Source organism: Nesterenkonia lutea, from assembly GCF_014873955.1.
GTDB lineage: Bacteria > Actinomycetota > Actinomycetes > Actinomycetales > Micrococcaceae > Nesterenkonia > Nesterenkonia lutea.
On the sequence record NZ_JADBED010000001.1, the window covers coordinates 2,636,796 to 2,661,564 of the forward strand.

The following is a 24,769-nucleotide window of genomic DNA, read 5'->3' on the forward strand; positions in this document are numbered from 1 at the left end:
GGCCGAACTCTTCCAGCCGCTGGCCGGGATGAGATCTGCCGGCAGGCCCCGGGTTCAGGCCCGGGGTTCAGGCCCGGGGGCATGGCGCAGAAGAGAGCAGGCCTGCGCGGCGGTGTCTTCGATCAGCTCGGGCGCCCGGCGGAGCAGCTCCTCGAGCGCCGCCGGGCCCGCGGCGATGGAGAAGGCCCCGGCCAGCCCGGCGCTGCGGCACTGAGCCGCGCTGAGCCTGACCGTGCCGGCGACGACGACGACGGCGGCCTCCTGCGGTGCGTATCGCCGCACCGCGTGGACCACCTTGCCGCCCAGCGATTGGGCGTCCAGGGCTCCTTCGCCGGTGAGCACCAGATCTGCCTCGGCCAGGACCCGCTCGAGTCCCACCGCCTCGGCCACCATCTGCGAGCCGGGCAGCACCTCGGCGGCGAGCAGCGCCGAGAGCCCCAGCGGCAGTCCCCCGGCGGCGCCGAAGCCCGGGGTCTCGTCCAGCTGCTGCGGGTCGCGTCCCGTGCTGAGCGCCAGCACCTGGGCCAGCTGCTCGAGTCCTGCGTCGAGCAGCGCGACATCCTGCTCCGTCGCGCCCTTCTGGGGTCCGAAGACCGCTGCGGCTCCGCGGGCGCCGAGCAGCGGATTGTCCACATCCACAGCGATCCGCCAGCGCACCGCGCGAGCACGAGGATCCAGCCCTGTGGTGTCCACAGAGGCGATGTGCGCGAGCCCGGCTCCGCCGGGGCTGACCGGCTCACCGGCCTCGTCGAGGAACTGCACCCCCAGGGCGCGGAGCAGCCCGGTCCCGCCGTCGGTGCTCGCGGAGCCGCCGATGCAGAGCAGGATCTCCTCGCAGCGAGGATCGGCGAGCAGCTCGCGAGCGATGAGTCCCACCCCGTAGCTGTCTGCGCGCAGCGGCTGCAGCGGAAGGTCAGCCACCTGGGGCAGCCCGTTGGCCTGTGCGGCTTCGATGACGCCGAGGAGTCCGTCGGGGGAGCGCCCGTATTCGGCAGTCGCGACGCGACCGATCGCGTCCTGGACCACCGTGCTCTCCACCGGTGCGCCCCAGGCGGAGAGCAGCGCGGCCAGGGTGCCCTCACCGCCGTCTGCGAACGGGAGCTCGATGATCTCCGCCTGGGGAAAGACCTGTCGCGCGCCCCGAGCCATGGCGGCCGCGGCCTCGGCCGCAGTGGCTGATCCCTTGAACGAGTCGGGCACGCAGACGATGCGGCGCGGACCGGTGCTGGGGCTGGTCATGTGGGGAGGGCCTCTCGTGTCCTGGGGCGTCGGGTCAGCTCAGCGAAGCGTAGCGGATCAGGTGCTTCTGCAGGACGGCGTCATCTGGGTCAAAGCCAAGCCCCGGGGCACTGCTGAGCTGGATCTGCGGACCGGCGCCGTGGAGGGCGTGCAGCTGCTCGGGCCACTGCAGGAAGGGGACCTCCAGCTGCGTCTCCGCGCCCAGGGCGGCGGTGATCTGTGCGGAGGCATGCAGAGCCGGACCATAGTAGAAGCAGTGCGGGACGACCGCGACGCCCATCTTCGTGCCGGCATCCATGATCTCGCGCATGGCTGAGATCCCGCCGATCTTGCCCACGCTCGGCTGGGCGTAGGCGAGTGCTCCGCTGCGCATCTGCTCCAGCAGTCCCAGGACCCCCGAGGCGTTCTCACCCGCCGAGACGCACCCGAACTCCCGATTGAGTCGACCCAGCGCCGCAGTGTCGTCCGGAGGGAACACCGGCTCCTCCAGCCACTTCAGTCGACTGGGACGCAGCGCGGTGATGGCCGCGGCGGCCTCCTCGGTGGTCCAGCGGCAGTTCACATCGGTCATCAGATCTGCGGCGTCACCCGCCTGAGCGCGGGCGGCGGCGACAGCCTCAGGGGTGGATTCATGCAGTTTGAAGGAGTTGTAGCCCTGCGCCTGGGCGCGGGAGATGTGGTGGGCCACCTCCACGGGGTCCTCCCCGTAGTGGACCAGGGAGGCGTAGCAGTCCACAGCGTCACGTGCTGAGGCGGAGAGCAGGTGCCGCAGCGGCTTGTCCTCGCGCTGGGCGCGGAGGTCCCAGAGCGCCGTGTCGATGGCCGAGAGCGCGTAGTGGACCGGACCAGTGCGTCCAAATGCGTGGAACGCGTATTCCGCCTCGTGGCGCGCATCGAGCGGGTCAGCGGGACGGTGCAGATGAAACGGCCCAACGATGCCCTCCAGCGCCGCCCAGGAGGCAGGGTTGCTGCGGTGGCCGAAGGCCTCCCCCCAGCCCACTCGACCCTCGGTGTCGGTCAGCTTCACCATCAGGGACTCCATCTGCGTGAAGGACTGCGAGGACGCGTTGTACTCGTCCACGGATTCCTCACCCACCACGCGTCGCCCCGCGGCGAAGGGCATCGACACCAGCAGCAGCTCGATCCCTGCCACAGCGGGCTTCTTCTCGGTCATGACGCTCCTCTGAAGGTCTGATGCTGCGGTTCCCGGCGGCCCTCGCGCACCGACACGTTCGAGCCTATCCATGCCGTGTGATGCAGTCCACAGGTCGATCCCGCATCAATTGATGCGCAAAGAGCATCAGTTCACGGGCGCAAGCTCGGTCATCAGCAGGGATCCGGGCGCCTCGGCGGATCCGGGAACCTGTTCGAGCGCCAGGCTTCCGGCGCCCGGGTGGAACGGGGCGATTATTTTGTTCACGAAGGTCGATGTGCTTGACCTCACAATGTGAGCTATCTTACGGTGGACCCGAACTAGTTTGGAAAGCGATTTCCCACATGACCCATGAGGAGGCAGCCGTGCTGTCCCAGACACATCACAGGAGACTGCGCAGTCAGTGCAGTCCCCCCGTGGCAGGAGAGGTGACGCCATGAGCGTCGTCGCTGAAATCCGGGAGCTGCGCAAGACCCCCAAGGGGGAGCGCCGCAAGAACAAGGACAACAAGGCAGGGCACCTGTTCCTGCTGCCCTGGACCGTCGGTCTGTTCGGCATCACGCTGTTCCCGATGGCCGCCTCGCTCTACCTGGCCTTCACGGACTACAACCTGCTGCAGTCCCCGAACTGGATCGGGCTGGACAACATCACACGGATGATCGGCGACGATCGTCTGCACAATTCGATCCAGGTGACCTTCACCTACGTCTTCGTCGGCGTGCCCATCCAGCTCGTGGTCTCGCTGGCGATCGCCATGCTGCTGGACCGGGGCATGCGCGCGCTGCCCTTCTATCGCTCGGTCTTCTACCTGCCGTCCATGCTGGGCGCCTCGGTCGCCATCGCGGTGCTGTGGCGCCAGATCTTCGGACACAGCGGTCTGATCAACCAGGTGCTGGCGATGGTGGGAATCGAAGGACGGGGCTGGGTCTCCAGTCCGGACACGGCACTGGCCACGCTGATCATCCTGCATGTCTGGACCTTCGGTGCCCCGATGGTGATCTTCCTGGCAGGGCTGCGGCAGATCCCCGACATGTACTACGAGGCGGCCTCCATCGACGGAGCAAGCCGGTTCAAGCAGTTCTTCACGATCACCATCCCGCTGCTCACCCCGATCATCTTCTTCAACCTGGTGCTGCAGCTCATCGGTGCTTTCCAGAACTTCACCCAGGCCTTCGTGGTCTCGGGTGGCACGGGCGGCCCGGCAGATTCCACGCTGTTCTACACGTTGTATCTGTACCAGCAGGGCTTCAACCGCTTCGACATGGGCTACGCCTCCGCCATGGCCTGGCTGTTGGTCCTGATCATCTCCGCCATCACGGTGGTCAACTTCTGGCTCTCGAAATACTGGGTGCACTACGATGACTGATTCAACTTTCACCTCCCCGACCGGCGCGAAGTCCGGCGCGGTCACCGATACCCGCGCCGAGAAGGAGATGTCCGTCGCGACATCATCTCTGGCCGACGCGGCCACGACCAGTTCCGGCGCGAAGCAGCCGATGCGATCGGTCTCCGACAAGGAGCGGCGGGTCAAGGCCACGATCAAGCACATCGTGATGGTCCTGGCCTCGCTGGTGATGATCTATCCGCTGCTGTGGATGCTCGTCTCCTCGCTGCGGCCCAATGATCTGATCTTCCGTGAGCCCGGCATTCTGCTGACCACCTTGGAGTTCAGCAACTACGTACAGGGCTGGAATGCGCTGAGCCACCCGTTCAGCCACTTCCTCTGGAACTCCGCGATCGTGGTCTTCGGATCCATCCTCGCGAACCTGGTCTCTTGCTCGATGGCCGCCTACGCCTTCGCCCGGCTCGACTTCAGGTTCAAGAAGCCGATGTTCGCGCTCATGCTGCTGACCATCATGCTTCCCGTGCACGTGGTGATCATCCCGCAGTACATCCTGTTCTCGAACCTCGGCTGGGTGAACACCTTCCTGCCGCTGATCGTGCCCAAGATGCTCGCCACGGACGCGTTCTTCATCTTCCTGATGATCCAGTTCATCCGCGGCATTCCGAAGGACCTGGACGAGGCGGCGCGCATCGATGGCGCCGGACATATCCGGATCTTCCTGCAGATCATCCTGCCGCTGATGATCCCGGCGCTGGCCACGACCACGATCTTCACGTTCATGTGGACCTGGAACGACCTGTTCAGCCAGCTGATCTTCCTGACCTCGCCGGACATGTACACGGTGCCGCTGGCGCTCTCCGCGTTCATCGACTCCACCGGCGAGTCCAACTGGGGCGCGATGTTCGCCATGTCGATCGTCTCGATCCTGCCGCTGTTCCTGATCTTCCTCTTCGGTCAGCGGTTCCTCATCAAGGGCATGGCCACCACCGGCATCAAATAGATCCGTGCCGGTTCAAGGAGAAGCGACCGTCCCCGTCCACGACGGTGGGCGGTCGCTTCTCGTTGACGGCTTCCGATCCCGCGCAGGACCTTGCCAGACCCCTCTCCAGACCAGCAAGCCAGACCAGCACAAAGGAGCGGCTCACCCATGAGCGCAGCAACGACATCAGAGACCGCACGCACCCGCTATGTGATCATCGGCATGGGCAACCGCTGCGAGATGTACATCAACGCTATAGCGGGTCCTCACGCTGATGTGGCCGAGCTGGTCGCCCTCGCCGACACCAATCCCGGCAGGGTCGAGTACTACCAGCAGCAGGTGCACGACGAACACGGCCAGCGGCCTGGAAGCTTCGACCCCGCAGCCCTGACCCAGTTCATCCAGAGTGAGGGCATCGACCGGGTCATCATCACCAGCCCTGACTTCACCCACGCCGACTACATCGTGGAGAGCCTCACCGCCGGCGCAGACGTCATCGTCGAGAAGCCGCTGACCGTCAGCGCAGAGGCCAGCGCCCGGATCGCGAGGACCGTCCAGGAGACCGGGCGCGAGGTCATCGTGACCTTCAACTACCGCTACTCCCCGCGCAACACGGTGCTGAAGGCCGCCATCCAGGACGGGACCATCGGTGAGGTCACCTCCGTGGACTTCACCTGGGTGCTGGACACGGTGCACGGAGCCGACTACTTCCGCCGCTGGCACCGGCTCAAGGAGAACTCAGGGGGACTGCTGATCCACAAGGCGAGCCATCACTTCGACCTGGTCAACTGGTGGCTCGCCGATGTTCCACAGCGCGTCTACGCCTCCGGCGGCCTGAAGTTCTATGGCGCCGAGGCGGCCTCCAAGCGTGGAGTCTCCGCCTCAGAACGAGGCACCCGCGACGGCTCAGAGGCTGACCCCTTCGCCCTGGACCTGCGCTCGGACGATCGACTCCAGGCGCTCTACCTCGACAACGAGCACCACGACGGATACCGGCGCGATCAGGACGTGTTCTCCGCGGGCATCACCATCGAGGACAATCTCGCACTCGTGGTGGACTACTCCCGGGGAGCGATCCTGAACTACTCGCTCAACGCGCACAGCCCCTGGGAGGGCTACCGGGTGGCCGTGAACGGCACCGAAGGACGTCTCGAACTGGACGTGATCGAACGGGCAGCAGTGCTGCCGGCGGCCGGTGGAGCCCCGGTGGACCCCTCGGTCAGTGAAGATGCCCAGTCCAACACGCTGCGTGCCAAGGGCGAGCGGCTGCTGCTGCAGCGTCACTGGGAACAGGCCCGCGAGGTCGAGATCATCAACGGCGAGGGCGCCCACGGCGGCGGAGACAAGCTCCTGCTGGCAGACATCTTCCGCGGCGCAGGCGAGGATCCCTATCAGCGCCCGGCCGGGCTGGTGGACGGGATCCAGGCCATCGCCGTCGGCGTCTGCGGCAACCAGTCCCTGGCCACCGGCGCGGCGGTGAAGGTCGCAGACCTGGATCTGGGTCTGGAGGCGGCTGCCCATGTATGAGCGGGTCATCATCACCGGCGGCTCCGGCCGACTCGGACGCAGCGTGGTGGCCGGCTTTGCCGAGCACGGCCACGATGTCATCAGCATCGACCAGACCGTGCCGGGCAGCCCTGTCCCGGGCGTCACCTATCGCAGCATGGATCTGCTCGACGCGGCCGGCACTCGGGCGCTCTTCGAAGAGATCAGGCCCTCGGCCGTGGTCTCGCTGGCAGCCATCGCCGTGCCCTTCAGCGCACCCGAGGACGTCATCCTGCGCACCAATGCAGGGATCGCCCACAATGTCACCGCCGCGGCGGTGGCCTCGGGAGCGAAGAAGGTCATCATCGCCTCCAGCCCTTCGATCATGGGCTACGGCTCTCCCGCCGGGTGGGTGCCGCCGCGCCTGCCGCTGGACGAGGACGTGACCCCGCAGCCCTGGCACGCCTACGGGTTGAGCAAATACGTGGCGGAACAGGTCGCGGCGATGTTCGCCCAGCAGACCGAGGACGTGAAGTTCATCAGCTTCAGGCCCTGCTATGTGATCGCGCCGGAAGAGTGGGAGGGCGCGCCGACCCAGCAGGGCCACACGATCACCGAGCGCCTGGATGACCCGGCCCTCTCGGCGGTCGCACTGTTCAACTATGTCGACGCACGGGACGTGACCGACTTCCTGCTCACCGCCCTGGCGAACATCGACCGGGTGCAGAACGGCTCGGTGTTCTTCGTCGGTGCCAAGGACGCGCTGGCACGGCGGCCGCTGGCTGAGCTGATCCCAGAGCACCATCCCGGGCTGGCGCACCTGGCCCACGGGCTCACCGGTGACTCGCCGGCGTTCTCGATCCAGAAGGCCAAGGAGGTGCTCGGCTGGGAACCCACGCGCTCCTGGCACACCGAGCTGCGCACTGAGCTGCAGGCATGAGCTGCGGCGACGTGCACGTCTGACTGCGAAGACTCATGACAGAGCAAGGCCCGCTCCGCGCGCATGCGGAGCGGGCCTTGCTCTGTCTGGATCGTGCTCAGACCTCTGAGATCTCTCAGACGACTGGGATCACTCGGCGTTGGTGTTGGCGATGTAGACATCGCAGCCGGCGTTGTGCGAGACCGAGTTGGCCACGCTGCCCAGCACCCGCTTGGCGCCGCGCAAGCGCTGGTTCCCGACGACGATCATCTCGGCGTCGGTCTTCTCCGCGTAGTCGATGAGCGCCTCGGAGGGCTTGCCGTGGGCCGCGCCAGCCTGGATTTTCAATCCTGGGGTTCGCAGGCCCTTGACGACCTGCTCCGCGATGTAGAGGGCATTGTCCGCGCCTGAGACCACCCACTGGTCCGAGCCGCTGTTCACATGTTCGATGGTGGCATCGGTGTGCGCCGACACCACATGAAGGGGCACCCCCAGGCGCAGCGCGAGATCCCGCGCCTTCTGCGCTGCCCGCTGAGCCGTGGGACTTCCGTCCACACCGACGACGATCGGTCCGGTCATGATGTTTCTCCTTCTCGGGTGGTGGGCGTTGCTGCGATTCAGCCTAGTCGAGGTGCACCGGTGACGTGGTGCGTCAGCGACGTGGACCATCAGCGGCGCAGGTCCGTCAGCGGCGCAGGACCGCCGGACGGGCTCGGCCGCCGACCTGCACGGTGGGCCAGCGCGGATCTGAGGAGAGCACATCGATGGTGGGGAGCGCCGAAGCGGCTGTGCTGCGCAGCACCACGGTGTCCTCGATCTTCGCTGCGAGGCCGCGCGCGGAGTCGAACCCGCTGGGATTCAGGGCAAACGCCTGATCCGGGTGGATGAGGTCCGGCACGCCCGGGCTGAGCCGCGGATCGCGACCCTGGTATCCAGCCGCGCCGCCCTGGTGGTGCCGGGTCCACTCCGCGGAGTCCAGCCCGTGGCGGGGGTATGCCGATTTCAGCTCCTCGAGGACGGCTTCCAGCCTCGCCCCGGGGGTCAGTGCTCCCAGTGCGTCTGCCTCGACCTGTGCGATCGCCTGGTCCAGCTCGTGCTCTCCCGGAACCGGCTCCGAAAAGCCGACCCAGCGGGTGACATTCGCGATCAGTCCGCCTCGGCGGGCACACACCACAGCCATGGCTCGACGGCCCAGAGCGGCGTCAGTGGGCAGCGGGTGGCGGTGGCCTGCGCGCGCGGCACCGCTGGCGAGCAGGACCACCGGGTCTGCTCCTGCGCCGATGATCAGCGGCGAGAGCCTCGCTGTGAGTTCGCGCTCGGTGGTCTGCGGGGTCGCTGCGGAGAGCACGTCGGTCAGTGCGGAGGCCGCGTCTGTGCAGAGGCTGCGATAGCGCTCGATCTCTGCGGGCAGCAACGAGGCGCGGGCCGCTCGCAGCTCCAGGGCGGCGGACGCTTCGTCCAACAGCCTCCAGCCGGTGCTGGAGGGAAGCCAGTCGCTGGTCATGCCCAGCGCCCCGTACCAGGGAAGTTCATGCAGCCGCACCGGTGCTGAGGCCGCCAGCAGGGTGTTCAGCTCCTCCCCGCGGATCCGGGCAGCCTCATTGGCGAACACACCGATCTCGACGCCCTCCCGGTGCACCACGGCGCTGAGGATGGGCGGGCCTGCCAGGGAGACATGGACGCGCGCCCCGATCAGCAGCCAGGAGAGGGCCCCCGCGGTGCTCAGCACGAGAGCGTCAGCGCCCCGCTCGTCCAAGATGCGGACGAGTCGGGAGTGCTTGACGCTGAACTCGTGCAGCACCGGGTCTCCTGCCACGCGTCCCCGGCTCTGTTCCGTGGCGGCGTGCTCAGGCTCAGCGGACATGACCGGCCACCTCCTCGCGGCTGAGTCGGCCATCCAGGATCAGCACCCTCAGTCCGCGCTGTACGCTCTCGCCGGGTCTCACCGGCACTGCCTTCTCCCAGGCCAGGGACATTCCCACGCCTGGGTAGGACTCGTGCCGGACGAACCAGGGATCGGGATTCTCCGTCCCGCGCAGGAAGATGAGCGTCGCGGGACCCGCCGAGCCTGCGCGGCTGGGAAGCGGCAGAAATTCTGCGCTGACCGCCAGCCAGTCGGTCAGGCTGCCATGCACGGCCTCCTCGCCGCTGGCCTCGGCGGTGAAGAACTCAGCACCGCCCACCGCCGGCAGTCGCCAGAAGAATCCTCCGTAGCCGCCCCTGAGGCGACCGTTCGACCCGGGGCTGCCCAATGACACCGTCTCTTCGCCCGCCGGGCTCAGAGATGTGTTGAAGTCCATGGCCCAGCCGGAGGGCAGGTCTGACTCGTGGCCGACAGTGATCTCGCGCTGCTCGCGCAGCAGCGTGTGGCCGGCCGCATCGATCCAGGACAGCTGCTGACTCACCCGCTGCCCGGTCTGCGTGTCGGCGAGCTCCTGGTGCGCGGTCTCGATTCTGCCGTGGTCCTCCCGCCAGATGTACCGGCCCGCGTCACGGGTATAGGTGCGCCCGCCCCAGAAATTGGTGCCGTTGACGTCTTGGAGGGCCACGCCCACACCCAGGTGCCAGGTGTGGTCCAGGGGCTGCTGGTCCGTGACCACCACACCGCCGATGGTCCGCACCTCGTCCAGGAATGGGCGGGGAGAGTCGGTGGGAGAGATGTCGGTGCCCGTGCGCAGATCGGCCACGGTTCTGCGCTCCGCACCGACGACGACGTCCAGCTGACCCGAAGAAGCAGGTGCGGCCGCCCAGGGCACGCCCAGCGAGGAGAAGGAGCTCGGAGCCGCCTTCACCGCCCGGGCGAGGTGCTCCTCGATATGCAGGAGGACCGGGTGTGATTCCACCCCGCTGCCGACCCAGTTCTGGTGCTCGGCCGGAACAGCGGCAGGAGGCTTCGCGGTGCGCACGGCTTCCAGCACACGCATGAAGGCGCCGTGGGAGGCCAGCGGGGAGAGCAGCTGGATCGGGTCTCCGTCGGCTGCGCGAGCCCCCTGCTGTACGTCGATGAGGTTCTCCAGCAGATCCGTCCGCTCGAACTGATAGGTCTGCGGTCCGGTCTCCGTATATCCGGGGCGCTGGGGGTTCGGATGGACGACCAGCTCATCGCGGGTGTAGTAGAAGAGCGCTTCACCCTCGGTCCCGGAGATCGTGATCCAGGGGTCCTGCTGCTCGGCGGCGCAGAGGGTCAGCGCAGCGGTGACGGGAATCCCGGAGGCGGTGCGCAGCTGCACGATGGAGGTGTCATCGGCCTCGATGTCGTGGGCGTGATGCAGCTCGGTGCTCAGCTCCGCCACGTCCTCGAGCGTCTTGGCGCCGGCGATGTGCAGGGCGGTCTTGACGGCGTGGGCCAGGGGATTGGTGACGACCCCGTCCACCACGGGCACACCGTCCATCTCTCGCTTGCCGGCCCACGGGGAGCGCTGGTAGTAGTAGACGGTGCGCACCCAGAGCCCGGTGGCTCCCACGGCGCGGAGCTCTCCGATGGGCCCGGGTTCTTCTCGGGTGCCCGCCAGCAGCTCAGCGATCGCGGGCAGCGCATGGGAGCCCAGCGACTGGAACCCGACCTGCACCCGTCCGCCGGACTCCTCGGCCACCTCCAGCAGCTCGGTGAACTGCTCCAGGGTGGCCGTCGGAGGCTTCTCCAGCAACACGTCCGCCCCGGACCTCAGCGCCTCTGCCGCCAGCTCATAGTGCGTGTTGATCGGAGTCGAGACGATGACGACGTCGGGATGATGACCATCCCGCCTCGCCTCGGCGAGGGTCTGATAGACCGGGATCTCACCGCGGACCTCGGGACCCGGGTCGGAGAAGGACACCCCTGCGATCAGCTTCGCGCGGCCGGCTGTGGCGAGCCGGGCGAGGTTGAGCAGATGCTGACGCCCGAAGCCGTCCAGACCGATGAGCACGACGGTCCGGACGGCGTCGTCGGTCCGGACGGCTGCGGGAGCCGCCTCGTGGGCCGATCTCATGCGGGGGCTCCGACGTGTGCGTGCTCCAGCGACGGCAGGACCAACTGCTGATAGCGCTGCTTCATGGTCTCCAGGGTGATGGAGGCGTCCTGAGTGTTGATCTGTTCGTTGAAGATCTCCACCTCCACCGGTCCGGAGTATCCGGCGGCAGCCACCCAGCGGCTGATCGTGGGAAAGTCGATGTAGCCGTCGCCCATCATGCCGCGGGACTTCAGCGCATCGGCGGCCAGGGGCAGGTTGAAGTCACAGACCTGATAGCTGGCGATGCGGTTCTCCTCGCCCGCACGGGCGATCATCTCCTCGAGCTGAGGGTCCCACCACACATGGAAGGTGTCGACCACGACCCCGACGGTCTCCGCCGGATGGTCAGCGGCGAGGCTCAGCGCCTCACCCAGGGTGGAGAGCACCGCCCGGTCTGCGGCATACATGGGATGCAGCGGCTCCAGGACGAGTCTGACCCTGTGCTCAGCCGCGTATGGGACCAGTTCGGCGATGCCCTCGGCCACTCGTGCCCGGGCGCCGAGGATGTCCTTGTCTGCCGGGTCGCCGCTGCCACCGATCAGATGTGCTGCCGCGGGGAGCCCGCCGACCACCATGATCAGTTCACCGGCTCCGATGGTCGCGGCCTCGCGGATCGCCGCGCGGTTGGACTCCAGCGCGGCGCTGCGACCCTCGGGGTCCGCCGGGGTGAGGAACCCGCCGCGGCAGAGGGTGGTGGCGCTCAGTCCTGCGGCGGAGATGATCGAGGCCGACTTCTCCGCACCCCCCGCCTGCTGCAGCAGGTGCCGCCAGGGACCGATGTGCTTGAGCCCCGAAGTGGCCACCGCCTCCGCGGCCTGCTCCAGGGTCAGATTCGGCGTGGTGCCGGTGTTCAGTGAGAGTTCAAAGCTCATGCCAGGCCTCCGGTCTTCAACAGCGAGGTCATGCGGTCGGCGGCCAGCTGCGGCTCGCGGAGCAGTCCCGCCTGGTCTGCCAGCACGAAGGTGTGCGCCAGATGGGTCAGTGAACGTCCGGAATGCAGTCCTCCGACCAGCTGGAAGCCGGTCTGATGTCCGTTGAGCCAGGACAGGAAGGCGATGCCGGTCTTGTAGTACAGCGTAGGTGCGGCGAAGATGTGCTTGCCCAGGGCTCGGGTGGAGTCCAGGATCTCGCGCCCTCGCTGGGGCTGACCGGCGTCATAGGCCTGCAGGGCCGCCGAGGCCGCGGGGTAGATGGCGGCGAAGATGCCCAGCAGAGCATCAGAGTATGCCTGCTCGTCGCCGTCGATGAGCTCCGGATAGTTGAAGTCATCCCCGGTGTAGAGCCGCATGTCTGCCGGAAGAGCGGCACGCAGCTGCTTCTCATGTTCGGCGTCCAGCAGCGAGACCTTCACGCCGTCCACCTTGGCGGCGTGATCCTGGATCAGCTTCAGGAACGTGCTCGTGGCGGTGGGGACCTCGGCGGAGCCCCAGTAGCCGGCGAGGGCGGGGTCGAACATCGGGCCCAGCCAGTGCAGGATGACGGGGTCCTTGGCCTGCTCGAGAAGCTGGGAGTAGATCGCGACATAGTCCTCGGGGCCGCGGGCCACCTTGGCGAGCGCGCGGGAGGCCATCAGAATGACCTTTGCGCCTGAATCCTCGACCACCTGCAGCTGCTCCAGATAGGCGGCCAGCACCGCGTCGAGCCCAGCCTGGCCGGCCTCCACCGCGGCGGGGTCCAGCTGATCGGTTCCGGCGCCGCAGGCGATCAGATCGCGCACGGAACGCCCGGCCAGCGCCGGATGCTTCTGGGTGCGCACGACGTCGGCGGCCTCGGCGGCCGAGCGGCGGATGAGCTCCTTCGTCGCGCTCCAGTCGAGGCCCATGCCGCGCTGGGCGGTGTCCATGGCATCGGCCACGCCGAGCCCATAGGACCACAGCTCGTGGCGGTAGGCCAGAGTGGACTCCCAGTCCAGCTGCGCCGGGGCTCCGGGCACGTTCTCCGCAGTCATCACCGGGACCACATGGGCCGCGGCGTAGACCTTGCGAGAGGTGAGCGGCTTCTCTGGGCGGGGGAAGTCCCCCGGGCCGCTCATCGTGTAGCTGATCAGCTGGCCCTCGGGCGAGGGCAGGCGCAGCGTGGGCAGCGTCGGGCTGGAGTTGCTCATAGGGTGATCTCCGGGATGTCGAGGGTGCGGCGCTCTGCTGCGGACTGCAGGCCGAGCTCGGCCAGCTGGACGCCGCGGGCGGCGGAGAGCAGGCCGAAGCGATGCTCGCGGCTGGCGACGACATCGGCCAGGAACTCCTCCCACTGGGCCTTGAACCCGTTGTCCAGGTCGCCGTTCGCGGGGACCTCCATCCACTGCTCACGGAAGGACTCGGTGACCGGCAGGTCAGGGTTCCAGACCGGCTTGGGAGTGTGGGCGCGCTGCTGTGCCACACACTTGTTCAGTCCGGCGACAGCCGAGCCGTGGGTGCCGTCGATCTGGAACTCCACGAGCTCGTCACGGTAGACACGCACGGCCCAGGAGGAGTTGATCTGACCGATGACCTGGTCGCCGTCCGGGGTCTCGAGATCGAAGATCCCGTAGGCGGCGTCGTCGGCGTCGGCCTCATAGCGCTCGCCCTTCTCATCCCAGCGCTGCGGGATGTGGGTGGCGGTCTTGGAGGTCACGGTCTTGACCTTGCCGATGATGCCCTCGAGCACATAGTTCCAGTGGCAGTACATGTCCGTGGTCATGGATCCGCCGTCTGCGAGGCGGTAGTTCCACGAGGGACGCTGCGCGGGCTGATGGTCTCCCTCGAACACCCAGTAGCCGAACTCGCCGCGCAGCGAGAGGATGCGGCCGAAGAAGCCCTCCTCGACCAGACGGCGCAGCTTCACGAGTCCCGGGAGGTACAGCTTGTCGTGGACCACGCCGGCGGTGATGCCCGCCTTCTCGGCCTGGCGGGCCAGGTCCACCGCTTCTTCGAGCGTCTCAGCGGTGGGCTTCTCGGTGAAGATGTGCTTGCCGGCGCTGATGGCCTTGGACAGCGTGCTGTGGCGCAGGGAGGTCATCGAGGCGTCAAAGACGATGTCTATGCTCGGATCGTTGATGGCGCCGTCGAGGTCCGTGGTGTAGTGCTCGACGTCGTGCTGGGCGGCCAGCTCCTTGATCCGGGCCTCATTGCGGCCGATCAGAATGGGCTCGACGGTGACCTTCGATCCGTCGGCCAGGGTGATCCCGCCCTGGTCGCGGATCGGAAGGATCGAGCGCAGCAGGTGCTGGCGGTATCCCATCCGGCCGGTGATGCCGTTCATGGCGATGCGCAGGACGCGGGGCTCAGACATTGTGGGGGGACTCCTTGGTCGACAGGCAGTGGAATGCGCTTTCCAAGCTAGTATCCTGACCTGTATTGTGTCAACCATCACAGTGGCGAACGGTCGCGATCGGCAACACGAAGAGTTCGGAAGGATGTGCACATGGCGGTTCGCCTGGCGGATGTGGCAGAGGCGGCGGGAGTCTCCCCGTCGACTGCTTCACGAGTGCTCAACGGATCTGCACGCAGTCCGAAGGCTGAGATCGCCGCGCGCGTGCGAGTGGCCGCCGAGGAGCTCGGGTACTTCCCGAATGCCCAGGCCCAGGCGCTGGCGCGCTCCAGCGCGGGGCTCATGGGCCTGGTGGTCCATGACATCTCAGACCCGTATTTCTCCTCGATCGCACGCGGGGCCCAGCGGGCCCTCGTCGGCTCCGGGATCCAGCTCATGCTCGCCTCCACGGAGCGTGGGGCTGAGGCGGAGGTCGAAGCGGTGCGCACCTTCATGTCATATCGGACTGACGCGATTCTTCTCGCGGGCTCCCGGGGCCTCGCCGATGACGCGCTGCTCGATCAGGTGCTGCGCACCTACCGGGCCAACGGGGGGCGGGTTGCCATGATCGGCCAGCCGCTGCCCAACGCCGGGGGAGTGCAGATCGCCAACGAGTCAGGCGGCGCCGATCTGGCTGAGGCGCTGCTGCACCAGGGGCATCGCCGGTTCGCGGTCCTCTCTGGCGCGGCCACTCTGTCCACGTCTTCTCAGCGGGCATCGGGATTTCTCGGAAAGCTTCGCTCGGCGGGCGTGATTCCCGAGCGAGTCGTGGAAGGCGCGTTCACGCGCGACGGCGGCTACCTGATGATGTCCGAACTCATCGAGTCCGGCGCCCTGAAGACAGATGCGCCCCGGCCACTCTGCGTCTTCTGCGTCAATGACGTGATGGCACTCGGCGCACTGGCGGCGGTGCGCGACGCGGGGCTCACGGTGCCGGGGGATGTTGCCCTGGCCGGGTTCGACGACATCCCCACGCTTGCGGATCAGCATCCGACGATCACCACCGTGCGACTGCCGCTGGAGGAGATCGGCCGGATGAGTGCGGAGATGCTCCTCGCCGACGGCGACATGGATCGGCGCCTCGTGGTGGAGGGGTTTCCGGTGCTGCGGGAGTCCACGCGCCTGGGCTGAGTCCGGCCTCAGGCCAGGATGACGGGACCTCCATCTGCCGGCATCACGCGATGGTGAGGATGTCGCCCTGCGCTTCACATTCCGGGGTTCGGACACGGCCCGGCAGAGCCTGCAACGGCGCAGGGCGGGTCATCGTTCTCCCAGATCCTCTCCCGCTGTCGGGGAGAGGTCTTCTTCGAGCGCGGCATTCCGGCTGAAGCCGCTGAGGCGTTGCCGAGATGGAAGCCGCGATCCAGCAGCCCCGGCGACCGCCCGGGGGGCGGGGTATCGCCGCATGTCGAAGTGGTCACGCCGATCGAGCCTCTCTCCATTGAGCGCGACCCAGTCCACACATAGTGTGATCCGGGTCACTCACGTCTCAATGAGGAGATACATGTTGCTCCATTCATCCATCCCGGGCTCCCGTCCGGTTCACCGCGCGCTGGCCACGTTCGGAGCCGCAGCGCTTCTGCTGGCAGGCCTGGCCCCCAGGCCGCCGCCGCTCCCACCGACTCGACCGGTGCGCTCAATGCCGATGATCTCCCGCTGGGGGACATCCAGGAGGACCTGGAGGCGGGGGACTTCACCGTCCGGGCCACCGACTCGTCCCCGGTGACCGTCGCCGAGCATGACCGCACGTCGGATCAGGGCACCTCCTTCTCCCAGCGGCTGCAGCTCAACGGTGCCGGAGCGGCGGACAATCGCTCGGTCCAGTTTGAGGCCGAGGCAGGCGAGCAGGTGACCGTTTACGCACAGTCGGGCGGCGGCACGGCCGACCGAGCGCTCGGTCTCTACGACGACTCCTGGAGCGAGCTGGATCGGGTTCCCGCCTACCGCGGAGACTCAGGAGAGATGCTCCCGGCCCAGACCTTCGAGATCGACACCGACGGAACCTACTGGATCGCCTCCCCCAGCTCGGGAGTCAACCTCTATCAGCTGGAGATCGGGGAGGCTGCGGACGCACCGGAACGCCCAGCCTGGGGGGATGTCACGGCACCGGTCATCGAGGAGACGGCAGTCGCGGAGGACGACCCCGCGCGGATCCAGATCAGCTACAGCGGCACCGTGGGGGCGCAGGGCGGCGACCGGGCGAGGGCCCAGCTTCTCGACGCCGAGGGCGAGGTCATCGATGATCAGCTCGATGTCGCCCCCGGCGAGGGCGGCACCATCGCTGTGACCCCTCCTGCCTCGGGAGACTACGAGGTCCAGGTCCAGCTCGAACGCGAAGGCGAGGAGGAGACGCTGAGCTCGGAACGAGTCCTGCACGAGGATTTCGTCCTGCCTCTGGGCGTGCCGGAGATCACGTCTGTGCTCACCACTGATGTGCAGTCGGAGAGCGCCCAGGCGACCGCACAATGGAACGCGGTCGCCGAGGCCGAGTCATACCGACTCGCGGTGCGGGAATCCGGGGAGCAGGAGTTCCGCGAGGTCGGGGAGTCCGTCGAGGGCACCGAAGCGGTGATCCGAGACCTCACCGTGGGAAGCAGCTACGAGCTGCAGGTCACGGCCGAACGGGGCGAGCAGGCGTCGTCGTCGGGGGCCTTTGACTTCACGGTGGCCGGCGAAGTCCAGCGCTGGGACACTGCCCATGCGGGCGTGGGCTCCGGCGGAACCGTCACCGAGGAGGAAGACGACAGCCTCGAGTTCGATCTGCGCGGGAACAACTCCAAGATCGCCGATTCCGAGGACGGCTTCTGGTACCACTACACACAGATCGACCCGAGCACCGAGAACTTCACCCTCAGCGCAAGCTTCACAGTGGACGAGGACGCCGGAAAGGACAACCAGAGTGGCTTCGGCCTCATCGCCGTGGACGACTTCGTCCCCGGTGACAGCTCCGCGCGCTATTTCAACTCCGCGGGAACCATGGCGGCGAAGTACACCTTCGGAGCCGACGGCGAAGAGGGCGTCCGTTACGGGACCCCGGGTGCGAAGTTCGTTCACGGCTACACCGAAGGTCCGGGCACTTCCAGCGCGGCGCGAGACATGAGTGATTCACGCGCCTTCGACTGGGACTACAAGTCCGACTACACCGAGGGCAGCAACGTCAATCCGCCTCGCTTCGAGGCGGGGGAGACCTATGAGTTCACGCTGCGCCGGTCCAACACCGGCTTCCACTCCATCTGGGAGCGTGAGGATGGAGAGGTCGAGGAGGTCATCCACTACGACCCGGACATGCTGCTGACTCAAGACTCCGAGAGCTTCTCCCTGGGAGTCTTCGCGGCCCGCGACATCGCCGTCACGGTCTCGGACCTGGACTTCACCACGATCGCCCCGGAGGATGACGGGCCCGCCGAGGAGGCTCCGGCGGTATACGTGACTCCCGAGCTCAGCGCTGACGTCACCTCCACCACCCCGAAGGAGGAGATCGAGGTTCCTCTGGTCGCGAACCTGCACGGTGAGGCGAGGATCTTCGACGCTGAGGGCGACCCCGTGACCGACACGGTGCGCCTGGCCCCGGGAGAGCAGGGACTGCTGGACCTGCGGGCTCTGCAGTCCGGAGGGAACTCCTTCACCGCAGAGTTCACCCCGGATGAGGATCAGCCGCAGTTCACCGATCGCCAGGAGCTCGAGTCCACGGACCCGGTGGAGCTGGCGCTGGACTTCACGGTGAACTCCTACGGCAGCACAGGTGAGTCCATCTGGGTCTCCCCAGAGGGGACCGCCGAAGGGGCGGGCACTAAGGAGGATCCCCTGGATGTGCATACCGCCGTGGCCTATGCCGACGCCGGACAACAGATCGTGCTCACAGAGGGGACCTACCTTCCCGAAGAGGCCATCGTGATCGAACGTGGGCGCGACGGCACCGAAGAGGAGCCCATCACCATGCTTGCGGAACCCGGTGCACAGGTCACCTTTGACCTCTCCGAATCCGAGGGCGGCGGGATCATCCTGCGCGGAGACCACTGGCACCTCTATGACCTGGAGATCACGGAGTCCCGCGGCTACGAGAAGCCGCTGCTGATCCAGGGCCACCACAACGTGGTGGAGAAGATCGAGTCGCATCACAACCAGGACACGGGGATCCAGATCTCCGGGTTGGCTGAAGAGCCCACCGAGATGTGGCCCTCGAACAACCTGGTGCTCTCCTCGGAGTCCCACAACAACGCGGACCCCACGGCCAATGACGCCGACGGGTTCGCCGCGAAGCTGACCGTGGGTGAGGGCAACGAGTTCCGGGACAGCATCGCGCATCACAACATCGACGACGGCTGGGACCTCTACGCCAAATCCACCGAGGGGCCGATCGGCACCGTGGTCATTGAGGATTCGGTGGCCTACAGCAATGGATGGCTCGAGGAGAGCGGGTTCGACCTGCTCGGCGAGGGCAACGGATTCAAGCTCGGCGGAGAGTCGATGCCGGGCGATCATCTGCTGAGCAACTCGATCTCCTTCAACAACCTCGCCAGCGGGGTCACCTCCAACTCCGGGCCCGACGTGCGGGTCCAGGATGTCACGGCGGCGGGCAACGGCGCCGTCACCGAGGGGCGAGAGGGAGCCAACATCAACCTGTACACCAATGCCGAGCAGACCGGCTATGAGGTGGGCGGCCTTCTCTCCTTCGGGGGCGGAGCCGCGGATTCGATCCAGCTCGATCAGGAAGACACCTCCCTGCAGAGCGACCCCTCCAACTTCTTCGACGGCGTGCGGACGGACGACTCCTCCGTCGAGGTCAGCGAAGCCTGGTTCAGCTCCACGGACTACTCGCTGCATCCGCAGATCTCCGAGGATGGATCGATCAACATGGGTGGTCTGCTCGAGCTCACCGGCGAGGCCCCCTCCGACACAGGCGCTCGGCTGAGCGTGAATCCAGACCCAACGGTCATCGAACTGCTGCCTCCGGTCGGAGCCGAGGGGGACAGCGGCGAGGGGGAGCAGTCCGGGCCCCCACGCGGGCCTGGGAACAACAACGGCAACGGGAACGGTCCCGGCGGTAACAACGGGAACGGCAACGGTCCGAGCCGCCCGGGGCACCCGGTGTTCGGAGGCTGAGCCGCAGGCGCGTCTCCCTCGTTGGGGTATGGCAGGATCAACTCCAGCGAGGGAGAGGAGCCGCAGGGTGAGCGGGGTGATGCGCAGAGGAGCCAGGCGGCCGTCCATGATCGACGTCGCCAAGCATGCTGGCGTCTCCCACCAGAGCGTCTCCAGAGTTCTGAACACCCCCGAAGCGGTCCATCCGGACACCCGTCAGCGGATCGAGCGCTCGATGGCGGCGCTGGGGTACCGGCGCAACAGCCAGGCCCGTGCGCTGAAGACCCAGAGCAGCGGGTTGATCGGCGTCGTCGGCCAGGGAGACACCGATTTCGGTCCGACCCGGATGACCTGGGCCATCGAGAGCGCGGCACGTCAGCGCGGCTATGCGACCGCGCTGAGCGTGGTGCGCGACCAGCGTCCTGAGACGATCGACTCCACGCTGGACTTCTTCCTCAGCCATGGCATCGACGGGATCGTGGTGATCACTCCGGTGCCGGCGCTCGCCGAAGCGGCCAAGCAGCTCTCCGCACGACTGCCGCTGGTGCTGGTGACCTCCGGACTGTGGCCTGCGGACAATATGAACGTGGCAGGGATCGACCAGGAACTGGGCGCTCGCCGAGCCACTCAGCATCTGATCGATCAGGGCCACCGGTCGATCGCGCATATCGCCGGGCCCATGGACTGGTTCGATGCGCGGGGCCGTGTGGTCGGCTGGCGGCAGGCGCTCGCCGTCGCGGACCTCAGTGCTCCACAGATGATCCGCGCCGGAGGATGGACCGCCGAAGCGGGGTACGACGCGGCCCAGCTGCTTCTCGCTGCCGATGAGCTGCCTGATGCCGTGTTCGCCGCCAATGACTTCATCGCCCTGGGGCTGATCCGCGCCCTGCAGGAACAGGGGCTCACCGTGCCGGGAGACATCTCAGTGGTCGGCTTCGACGACGTGGACGCCGCTGGATACTTCTCCCCGCCGCTGACGACCGTTCGCCAGCCCTTTGAAGAGGCCGGACGTGCCGCGCTGGAGCTGCTGCTCGATGTCAGCGACGGCCTGACCCACGTGCCGAACTTCATCTCGCCTGAACTCGTGGAGCGTGGCTCCACCGCTTTCAAAAGCTGAAGAGAATCTTGGGCGTGGCTTGACGGAACCTGGGATGTTAACGTTAACATGACTGAGACGTGGATCACGTGATGCCTGTCACCGGATCAGCGGCGGGCGGCGAAGGCCACGTGCGGAGCGTCAGCAAGTCAGTTCATTCAGAGGCCGTTCACGGTCAGGTCCAGTTCAAGGAAGAACGGTGTTCAATGCCAGCTGCGGATGCAGTCGTCATCGGAGTCGATTACGGCACGCTCTCAGGACGCGCCCTGGTGGTCCGGGTCAGCGACGGCGCGGAGCTCGGCTCGGCGGTGCACCCCTACGCCCACGCGGTGATGGATCAGCGCCTGACCGCTCACCGTTCAGAGCCGCTGCCGCCGGAATGGGCGCTGCAGGTCCCCGGTGATTACGTGGATGTGTTGAAGAACGCGGTTCCAGCAGCCCTGCGCGAGGCAGCAGTAAGCCCTGAGGACGTCATCGGGATCGCCACCGACTTCACCGCCTGCACCATGGTGCCGACGAGGACGGACGGCACTCCGCTGAGTGAACTCCCCGAATACGCTGATCGCCCCCATGCATACGTCAAGCTCTGGAAGCACCACGCCGCCCAGGCGCAGGCTGACCGGATCAACGAGCTCGCCCATGCCCGGAACGAACCGTGGATCGGCCGCTACGGCGGGTTCATCTCCTCCGAATGGGAGTTCGCCAAGGGGCTGCAGGTCCTGGAGGAGGATCCGGAGATCTATGCCGCGATGGACCACTGGGTCGAAGCGGCAGACTGGATCGTCTGGCAGCTCACCGGAGAATATCTCCGCAATGCCTGCACCGCAGGATATAAGGGCATCTATCAGGACGGGTCCTATCCGGACGCCGACTTCCTGCACGCCCTGAACCCCGACTTCTCCGGCTTCGTGACCGAGAAGCTCGAACATGAGATCGGTCAGCTCGGCGAACGCGCAGGCGGCCTCACGGCGCAGGCCGCGGCCTGGACCGGGCTCCCCGAAGGCATCGCGGTGGCCGTGGGCAACGTCGACGCCCATGTCACCGCCCCCGCTGCGGACGCCGTGGCCCCCGGACAGATGGTCGCGATCATGGGCACCTCCACCTGCCACGTGATGAACGGTGACCGGCTCGCCGAGGTTCCTGGGATGTGCGGCGCCGTCCAGGGCGGCATCACCGAAGGACTCTGGGGCTACGAGGCCGGCCAGTCAGGCGTCGGAGACATCTTCGCCTGGTACGTGGAGAACCAGGTGCCCGGCAGCTACAGCGAAGAGGCTGAATCCCGGGGCATCAGCATCCATGAGCTGCTCACCGAGAAGGCCGCCGCGCAGCCGGTGGGAGCCCACGGACTGGTGGCCCTGGACTGGCATTCCGGCAACCGGTCCGTGCTCGTGGACCACGAGCTGTCCGGGCTGATGCTGGGTCAGACCCTGGCCACCAGGCCCGAGGACGGATACCGGGCGCTGCTCGAGGCCACGGCATTCGGAACCCGCACCATCGTCGAGGCCTTCAACGCCTCCGGTGTTCCGGTGACCGAGCTCGTGGTCGCCGGCGGACTGCTCCGGAACGCCTTCCTGATGCAGACCTATGCCGATGTCACCGGACTGCCGATCTCGACCATCACCTCGACGCAGGGACCGGCGCTGGGCTCCGCCATCCACGCGGCCGTGGCCGCGGGCGCCCACCCGGACGTCTCCACCGCGGGGTCCATCATGGGCGGACGACGCAAGAACGCCTACACCCCGCAGCCCGAGGCGGCGGCCGCCTATGACGAGCTCTTCGCCGAATACCGCGCCCTGCATGACTACTTCGGTCGCGGCACCAATGACATGATGCGCCGGCTCAAGGCGATCCGTCGTCGCGCCCATGCTCAGGCGGTGACCGCATGAGCACTCTGCATCTGAACGAGTTCTCGGACTCGGCGAACCAGGCCATCGCAGCCACCCGGCAGATCGTGGCAGATCTGCATGCGGAGCTGCCGCGCAATGACCTGGTCGCCTGGACCGCGGGCAACGTCTCCCAACGGGTGGACCTCGGCGAGGACGCACCCGAGCCGGTCCCGGCGGTCTTCGTGATCAAGCCCTCCGGGGTCAGCTACGACGAGCTGACCGCTTCGAACATGGTGGTCTGCACATTGGACGGCACCAAGATCGACGACGACACCTCCACCGGGCTGTCCCCCTCCTCCGACACCGCCGCCCACGCCTACGTCTACCGGCACATGCCCGCCGTGGGCGGGGTCGTGCACACCCATTCGGCGTATGCGACCTCCTGGGCCGCCCGGGGTGAAGTCATCCCGTGCGTGCTGACCATGATGGCTGATGAGTTCGGCGGAGACGTGCCTGTCGGGCCCTTCGCGCTGATCGGAGATGACTCCATCGGCCGCGGCATCGTGGAGACCCTGCAGGGCTCCCGATCACCGGCGGTGCTGATGGACCGTCATGGTCCCTTCACCATCGGGGCCGGGGCCCAAGAGGCGGTGAAGGCGGCGGTGCTCTGTGAAGAGGTCGCCCGCACGGTGCACCTGGCCCGGGCCTACGGGGAGCCGCAGCGGATCGCCCAGCACCAGATCGACGCGCTGTATGCGCGGTATCAGAACGTCTATGGACAGAAGGACCACGCATGAGCTCGAAGTCTCACACCCCCGCTTCCCCGCCGTTTGAGGGGAAGTCGATCTGGTTCCTCACCGGGTCTCAGGGGCTCTATGGCCAGGAGACCCTGGATCAGGTCGCCGCCCAGTCTCAGCAGGTCACCGCCGCCCTCGACGGCGCCGGACAGATCCCGGTGGACATCGTGTGGAAGCCGGTGCTCACCGAGCGTGACGCGATCAGACGTGCTGCTCTGGAGGCCAACGCCGATGAGGACTGCCTGGGGGTGATCGTGTGGATGCACACGTTCTCTCCGGCGAAGATGTGGATCGCCGGGCTCGAGGCGCTGGCGAAGCCGCTGCTGCATTTCCACACCCAGGCGAACATGGCGCTGCCCTGGGCTGATATCGACATGGACTTCATGAACCTGAACCAGGCCGCCCATGGTGACCGGGAGTTCGGTTACATCGCGACCCGCACCGGGGTGCGCCGCAAGACCGTCGTCGGTCACAGCACCGACCCGCGGGTCCAGTCCGAGGTGGGCACCTGGGCGCGTGCCGCCGCGGGGTGGAACGCGCTGCAGAACATGCGGGTGTGTCGGTTCGGGGACAACATGCGCAATGTCGCGGTCACCGAGGGCGACAAGACCGAGGCGGAGATCCGGCTGGGCACCTCGATCAATACCTGGGCGGTCAATGACCTGGTTGAGCGTGTGGACGCGGTCAGCCAGGACCAGGTGGACGCGCTGCTGGCTGAATACGACGCGCACTACGAGGTCGCCGTCGAGCTTCAGGCAGGCGGGGCGCGCCGGGAGTCCCTGGCCTATGCCGCCCGCCAGGAGGCAGGGATCCGTTCCTTCCTGGAAGAGGGCGGGTTCGAAGCGTTCACCACCAACTTCGAAGACCTCGGCGGGCTGCGTCAGCTTCCGGGCCTGGCGGTGCAGCGACTGATGGCCGCCGGCTACGGCTTCGGCGCTGAGGGCGACTGGAAGACCGCGGTTCTGGTCCGCGCGGCGAAGGTCATGGGCCACGGGCTCCCCGGGGGTGCGTCGCTGATGGAGGACTACACCTACGAGATGACTCCGGGGCGGGAGAAGATCCTCGGGGCCCACATGCTTGAGATCTGTCCCTCGCTGACCCGCTCGACTCCGCGGATCGAGATCCACCCGCTGGGCATCGGAGACCGGGAGGACCCGGTGAGGATGGTCTTCGACACCGACCCCGGCGAGGGTGTGGTCGTGGCGATGTCTGATCTGCGTGAACGCTTCCGGCTGACGGCGAACCTGGTGGATGTGGTGGCTCCGGACGAGCCACTGCCGAATCTGCCGGTGGCCCGGGCTGTGTGGGAGCCGCGTCCGGACTTCGCGACCTCGGCGACCTGCTGGCTCACCGCGGGAGCGGCGCATCACACGGTGCTCTCCACTGCGGCCGGGATTGAGGCCTTCGAGGACCTGGCAGAGATCGCCGGGATGGAGCTGGTGGTCATCGACGATGAGACGACTGCTCGGGGCTTCGCCCGGGAGCTGCGGCACAACGCGGCGTACCACCGACTTGCGCAGGGCCTCTAGCCCGTCTGCGCACCAAGAACCCACTCATTCGCACCACGTGCCTAC

At 67.2% G+C, this 24,769-nt stretch carries 18 protein-coding genes; 10 read left to right on the forward strand and 8 right to left on the reverse strand.

The genetic code is table 11. The features are described 5' to 3' along the window. Nucleotides 1–54: 54 nt before the first annotated feature. On the reverse strand, nt 55–1,239 hold the full coding sequence (locus H4W27_RS12050; protein WP_192596144.1) for a glycerate kinase: 1,185 nt from the start codon (nt 1,237–1,239) through the stop codon (nt 55–57). A 34-nt stretch (nt 1,240–1,273) separates the two neighbouring features. Then, entirely contained in the window at nt 1,274–2,413 is a 1,140-nt protein-coding gene (locus H4W27_RS12055) for a mandelate racemase/muconate lactonizing enzyme family protein (RefSeq protein WP_225939112.1), read from the reverse strand. A gap of 415 nt (nt 2,414–2,828) precedes the next feature. Here H4W27_RS12055 and H4W27_RS12060 point away from each other — a divergent pair, with 415 nt between their 5' ends. From H4W27_RS12060 to H4W27_RS12075, 4 genes are all read left to right on the forward strand, one after another. Next, entirely contained in the window at nt 2,829–3,758 is a 930-nt protein-coding gene (locus H4W27_RS12060; protein ID WP_192596145.1) for a carbohydrate ABC transporter permease, read from the forward strand. A gap of 130 nt (nt 3,759–3,888) precedes the next feature. Beyond that, the gene (locus H4W27_RS12065) at nt 3,889–4,737 is read left to right on the forward strand and encodes a carbohydrate ABC transporter permease (protein ID WP_225939493.1); all 849 of its coding nucleotides are present in this window, start codon (nt 3,889–3,891) and stop codon (nt 4,735–4,737) included. Between the two features lie 147 nt (nt 4,738–4,884). Next, entirely contained in the window at nt 4,885–6,243 is a 1,359-nt protein-coding gene (locus H4W27_RS12070) for a Gfo/Idh/MocA family protein (RefSeq protein WP_192596146.1), read from the forward strand. Then, nucleotides 6,236–7,141, forward strand: a complete 906-nt coding sequence (locus H4W27_RS12075) for an NAD-dependent epimerase/dehydratase family protein (RefSeq protein WP_192596147.1) — start codon at nt 6,236–6,238, stop codon at nt 7,139–7,141. Before H4W27_RS12070 ends, H4W27_RS12075 begins: the two co-directional genes overlap by 8 nt. 129 nt (nt 7,142–7,270) lie before the next feature. Here the strand turns inward: H4W27_RS12075 and H4W27_RS12080 are convergent, their stop codons facing one another. From H4W27_RS12080 to H4W27_RS12105, 6 genes are all read right to left on the reverse strand, one after another. Next, a complete protein-coding gene (locus H4W27_RS12080) occupies nt 7,271–7,699 on the reverse strand; it encodes a universal stress protein (RefSeq protein ID WP_192596148.1) in 429 nt (142 codons plus the stop codon). A 106-nt stretch (nt 7,700–7,805) separates the two neighbouring features. Further along, entirely contained in the window at nt 7,806–8,984 is a 1,179-nt protein-coding gene (locus H4W27_RS12085) for a M24 family metallopeptidase (RefSeq protein ID WP_192596149.1), read from the reverse strand. Further along, nucleotides 8,974–11,088: a DUF6807 family protein gene (locus H4W27_RS12090; RefSeq protein WP_192596150.1), complete on the reverse strand. Its 2,115-nt coding sequence runs from the start codon at nt 11,086–11,088 to the stop codon at nt 8,974–8,976. The genes H4W27_RS12085 and H4W27_RS12090 overlap by 11 nt, the downstream gene beginning before the upstream one ends. Then, nucleotides 11,085–11,981: a sugar phosphate isomerase/epimerase family protein gene (locus H4W27_RS12095; RefSeq protein ID WP_192596151.1), complete on the reverse strand. Its 897-nt coding sequence runs from the start codon at nt 11,979–11,981 to the stop codon at nt 11,085–11,087. The genes H4W27_RS12090 and H4W27_RS12095 overlap by 4 nt, the downstream gene beginning before the upstream one ends. After that, a complete protein-coding gene (locus H4W27_RS12100) occupies nt 11,978–13,192 on the reverse strand; it encodes a dihydrodipicolinate synthase family protein (RefSeq protein ID WP_404821869.1) in 1,215 nt (404 codons plus the stop codon). Before H4W27_RS12100 ends, H4W27_RS12095 begins: the two co-directional genes overlap by 4 nt. A gap of 17 nt (nt 13,193–13,209) precedes the next feature. Next, nucleotides 13,210–14,376 (reverse strand): Gfo/Idh/MocA family protein, encoded by a 1,167-nt coding sequence (locus tag H4W27_RS12105; protein WP_192596153.1) that lies wholly within the window; start codon nt 14,374–14,376, stop codon nt 13,210–13,212. Between the two features lie 132 nt (nt 14,377–14,508). Here H4W27_RS12105 and H4W27_RS12110 point away from each other — a divergent pair, with 132 nt between their 5' ends. From H4W27_RS12110 to araA, 6 genes are all read left to right on the forward strand, one after another. Next, nucleotides 14,509–15,525 carry a LacI family DNA-binding transcriptional regulator gene (locus H4W27_RS12110; protein WP_192596154.1) on the forward strand — a complete coding sequence of 339 codons (1,017 nt, stop codon included), beginning with the start codon at nt 14,509–14,511 and terminating at the stop codon, nt 15,523–15,525. Between the two features lie 591 nt (nt 15,526–16,116). Continuing rightward, nucleotides 16,117–19,497 (forward strand): fibronectin type III domain-containing protein, encoded by a 3,381-nt coding sequence (locus H4W27_RS12115; RefSeq protein WP_192596155.1) that lies wholly within the window; start codon nt 16,117–16,119, stop codon nt 19,495–19,497. 106 nt (nt 19,498–19,603) lie between these two features. After that, complete coding sequence (locus tag H4W27_RS12120) at nt 19,604–20,593, forward strand: LacI family DNA-binding transcriptional regulator (protein WP_192596156.1); 990 nt, start codon at nt 19,604–19,606, stop codon at nt 20,591–20,593. A 185-nt stretch (nt 20,594–20,778) separates the two neighbouring features. Continuing rightward, complete coding sequence (gene araB, locus H4W27_RS12125) at nt 20,779–22,458, forward strand: ribulokinase (RefSeq protein ID WP_192596157.1); 1,680 nt, start codon at nt 20,779–20,781, stop codon at nt 22,456–22,458. Then, nucleotides 22,455–23,195 carry an L-ribulose-5-phosphate 4-epimerase gene (locus tag H4W27_RS12130; protein WP_192596158.1) on the forward strand — a complete coding sequence of 247 codons (741 nt, stop codon included), beginning with the start codon at nt 22,455–22,457 and terminating at the stop codon, nt 23,193–23,195. Before araB ends, H4W27_RS12130 begins: the two co-directional genes overlap by 4 nt. After that, nucleotides 23,192–24,724 carry an L-arabinose isomerase gene (gene araA, locus H4W27_RS12135; RefSeq protein WP_192596159.1) on the forward strand — a complete coding sequence of 511 codons (1,533 nt, stop codon included), beginning with the start codon at nt 23,192–23,194 and terminating at the stop codon, nt 24,722–24,724. The genes H4W27_RS12130 and araA overlap by 4 nt, the downstream gene beginning before the upstream one ends. Nucleotides 24,725–24,769 lie beyond the last annotated feature (45 nt).

What these genes read in the sequence shown, in the direction of transcription:
- H4W27_RS12065 (WP_225939493.1), top strand. Translation starts at nt 3,889, where the DNA reads ATGCGATCGGTCTCCGACAAGGAGCGGCGGGTCAAGGCCACGATCAAG.
- H4W27_RS12120 (WP_192596156.1), top strand. Translation starts at nt 19,604, where the DNA reads ATGATCGACGTCGCCAAGCATGCTGGCGTCTCCCACCAGAGCGTCTCC.
- araA (WP_192596159.1), top strand. Translation starts at nt 23,192, where the DNA reads ATGAGCTCGAAGTCTCACACCCCCGCTTCCCCGCCGTTTGAGGGGAAG.
- H4W27_RS12060 (WP_192596145.1), top strand. Translation starts at nt 2,829, where the DNA reads ATGAGCGTCGTCGCTGAAATCCGGGAGCTGCGCAAGACCCCCAAGGGG.
- H4W27_RS12075 (WP_192596147.1), top strand. Translation starts at nt 6,236, where the DNA reads ATGTATGAGCGGGTCATCATCACCGGCGGCTCCGGCCGACTCGGACGC.
- H4W27_RS12095 (WP_192596151.1), bottom strand. Translation starts at nt 11,981, where the DNA reads ATGAGCTTTGAACTCTCACTGAACACCGGCACCACGCCGAATCTGACC.
- H4W27_RS12070 (WP_192596146.1), top strand. Translation starts at nt 4,885, where the DNA reads ATGAGCGCAGCAACGACATCAGAGACCGCACGCACCCGCTATGTGATC.
- H4W27_RS12050 (WP_192596144.1), bottom strand. Translation starts at nt 1,239, where the DNA reads ATGACCAGCCCCAGCACCGGTCCGCGCCGCATCGTCTGCGTGCCCGAC.
- H4W27_RS12090 (WP_192596150.1), bottom strand. Translation starts at nt 11,088, where the DNA reads ATGAGATCGGCCCACGAGGCGGCTCCCGCAGCCGTCCGGACCGACGAC.
- H4W27_RS12130 (WP_192596158.1), top strand. Translation starts at nt 22,455, where the DNA reads ATGAGCACTCTGCATCTGAACGAGTTCTCGGACTCGGCGAACCAGGCC.
- H4W27_RS12080 (WP_192596148.1), bottom strand. Translation starts at nt 7,699, where the DNA reads ATGACCGGACCGATCGTCGTCGGTGTGGACGGAAGTCCCACGGCTCAG.
- H4W27_RS12055 (WP_225939112.1), bottom strand. Translation starts at nt 2,413, where the DNA reads ATGACCGAGAAGAAGCCCGCTGTGGCAGGGATCGAGCTGCTGCTGGTG.
- araB (WP_192596157.1), top strand. Translation starts at nt 20,779, where the DNA reads ATGCCAGCTGCGGATGCAGTCGTCATCGGAGTCGATTACGGCACGCTC.
- H4W27_RS12110 (WP_192596154.1), top strand. Translation starts at nt 14,509, where the DNA reads ATGGCGGTTCGCCTGGCGGATGTGGCAGAGGCGGCGGGAGTCTCCCCG.
- H4W27_RS12105 (WP_192596153.1), bottom strand. Translation starts at nt 14,376, where the DNA reads ATGTCTGAGCCCCGCGTCCTGCGCATCGCCATGAACGGCATCACCGGC.
- H4W27_RS12085 (WP_192596149.1), bottom strand. Translation starts at nt 8,984, where the DNA reads ATGTCCGCTGAGCCTGAGCACGCCGCCACGGAACAGAGCCGGGGACGC.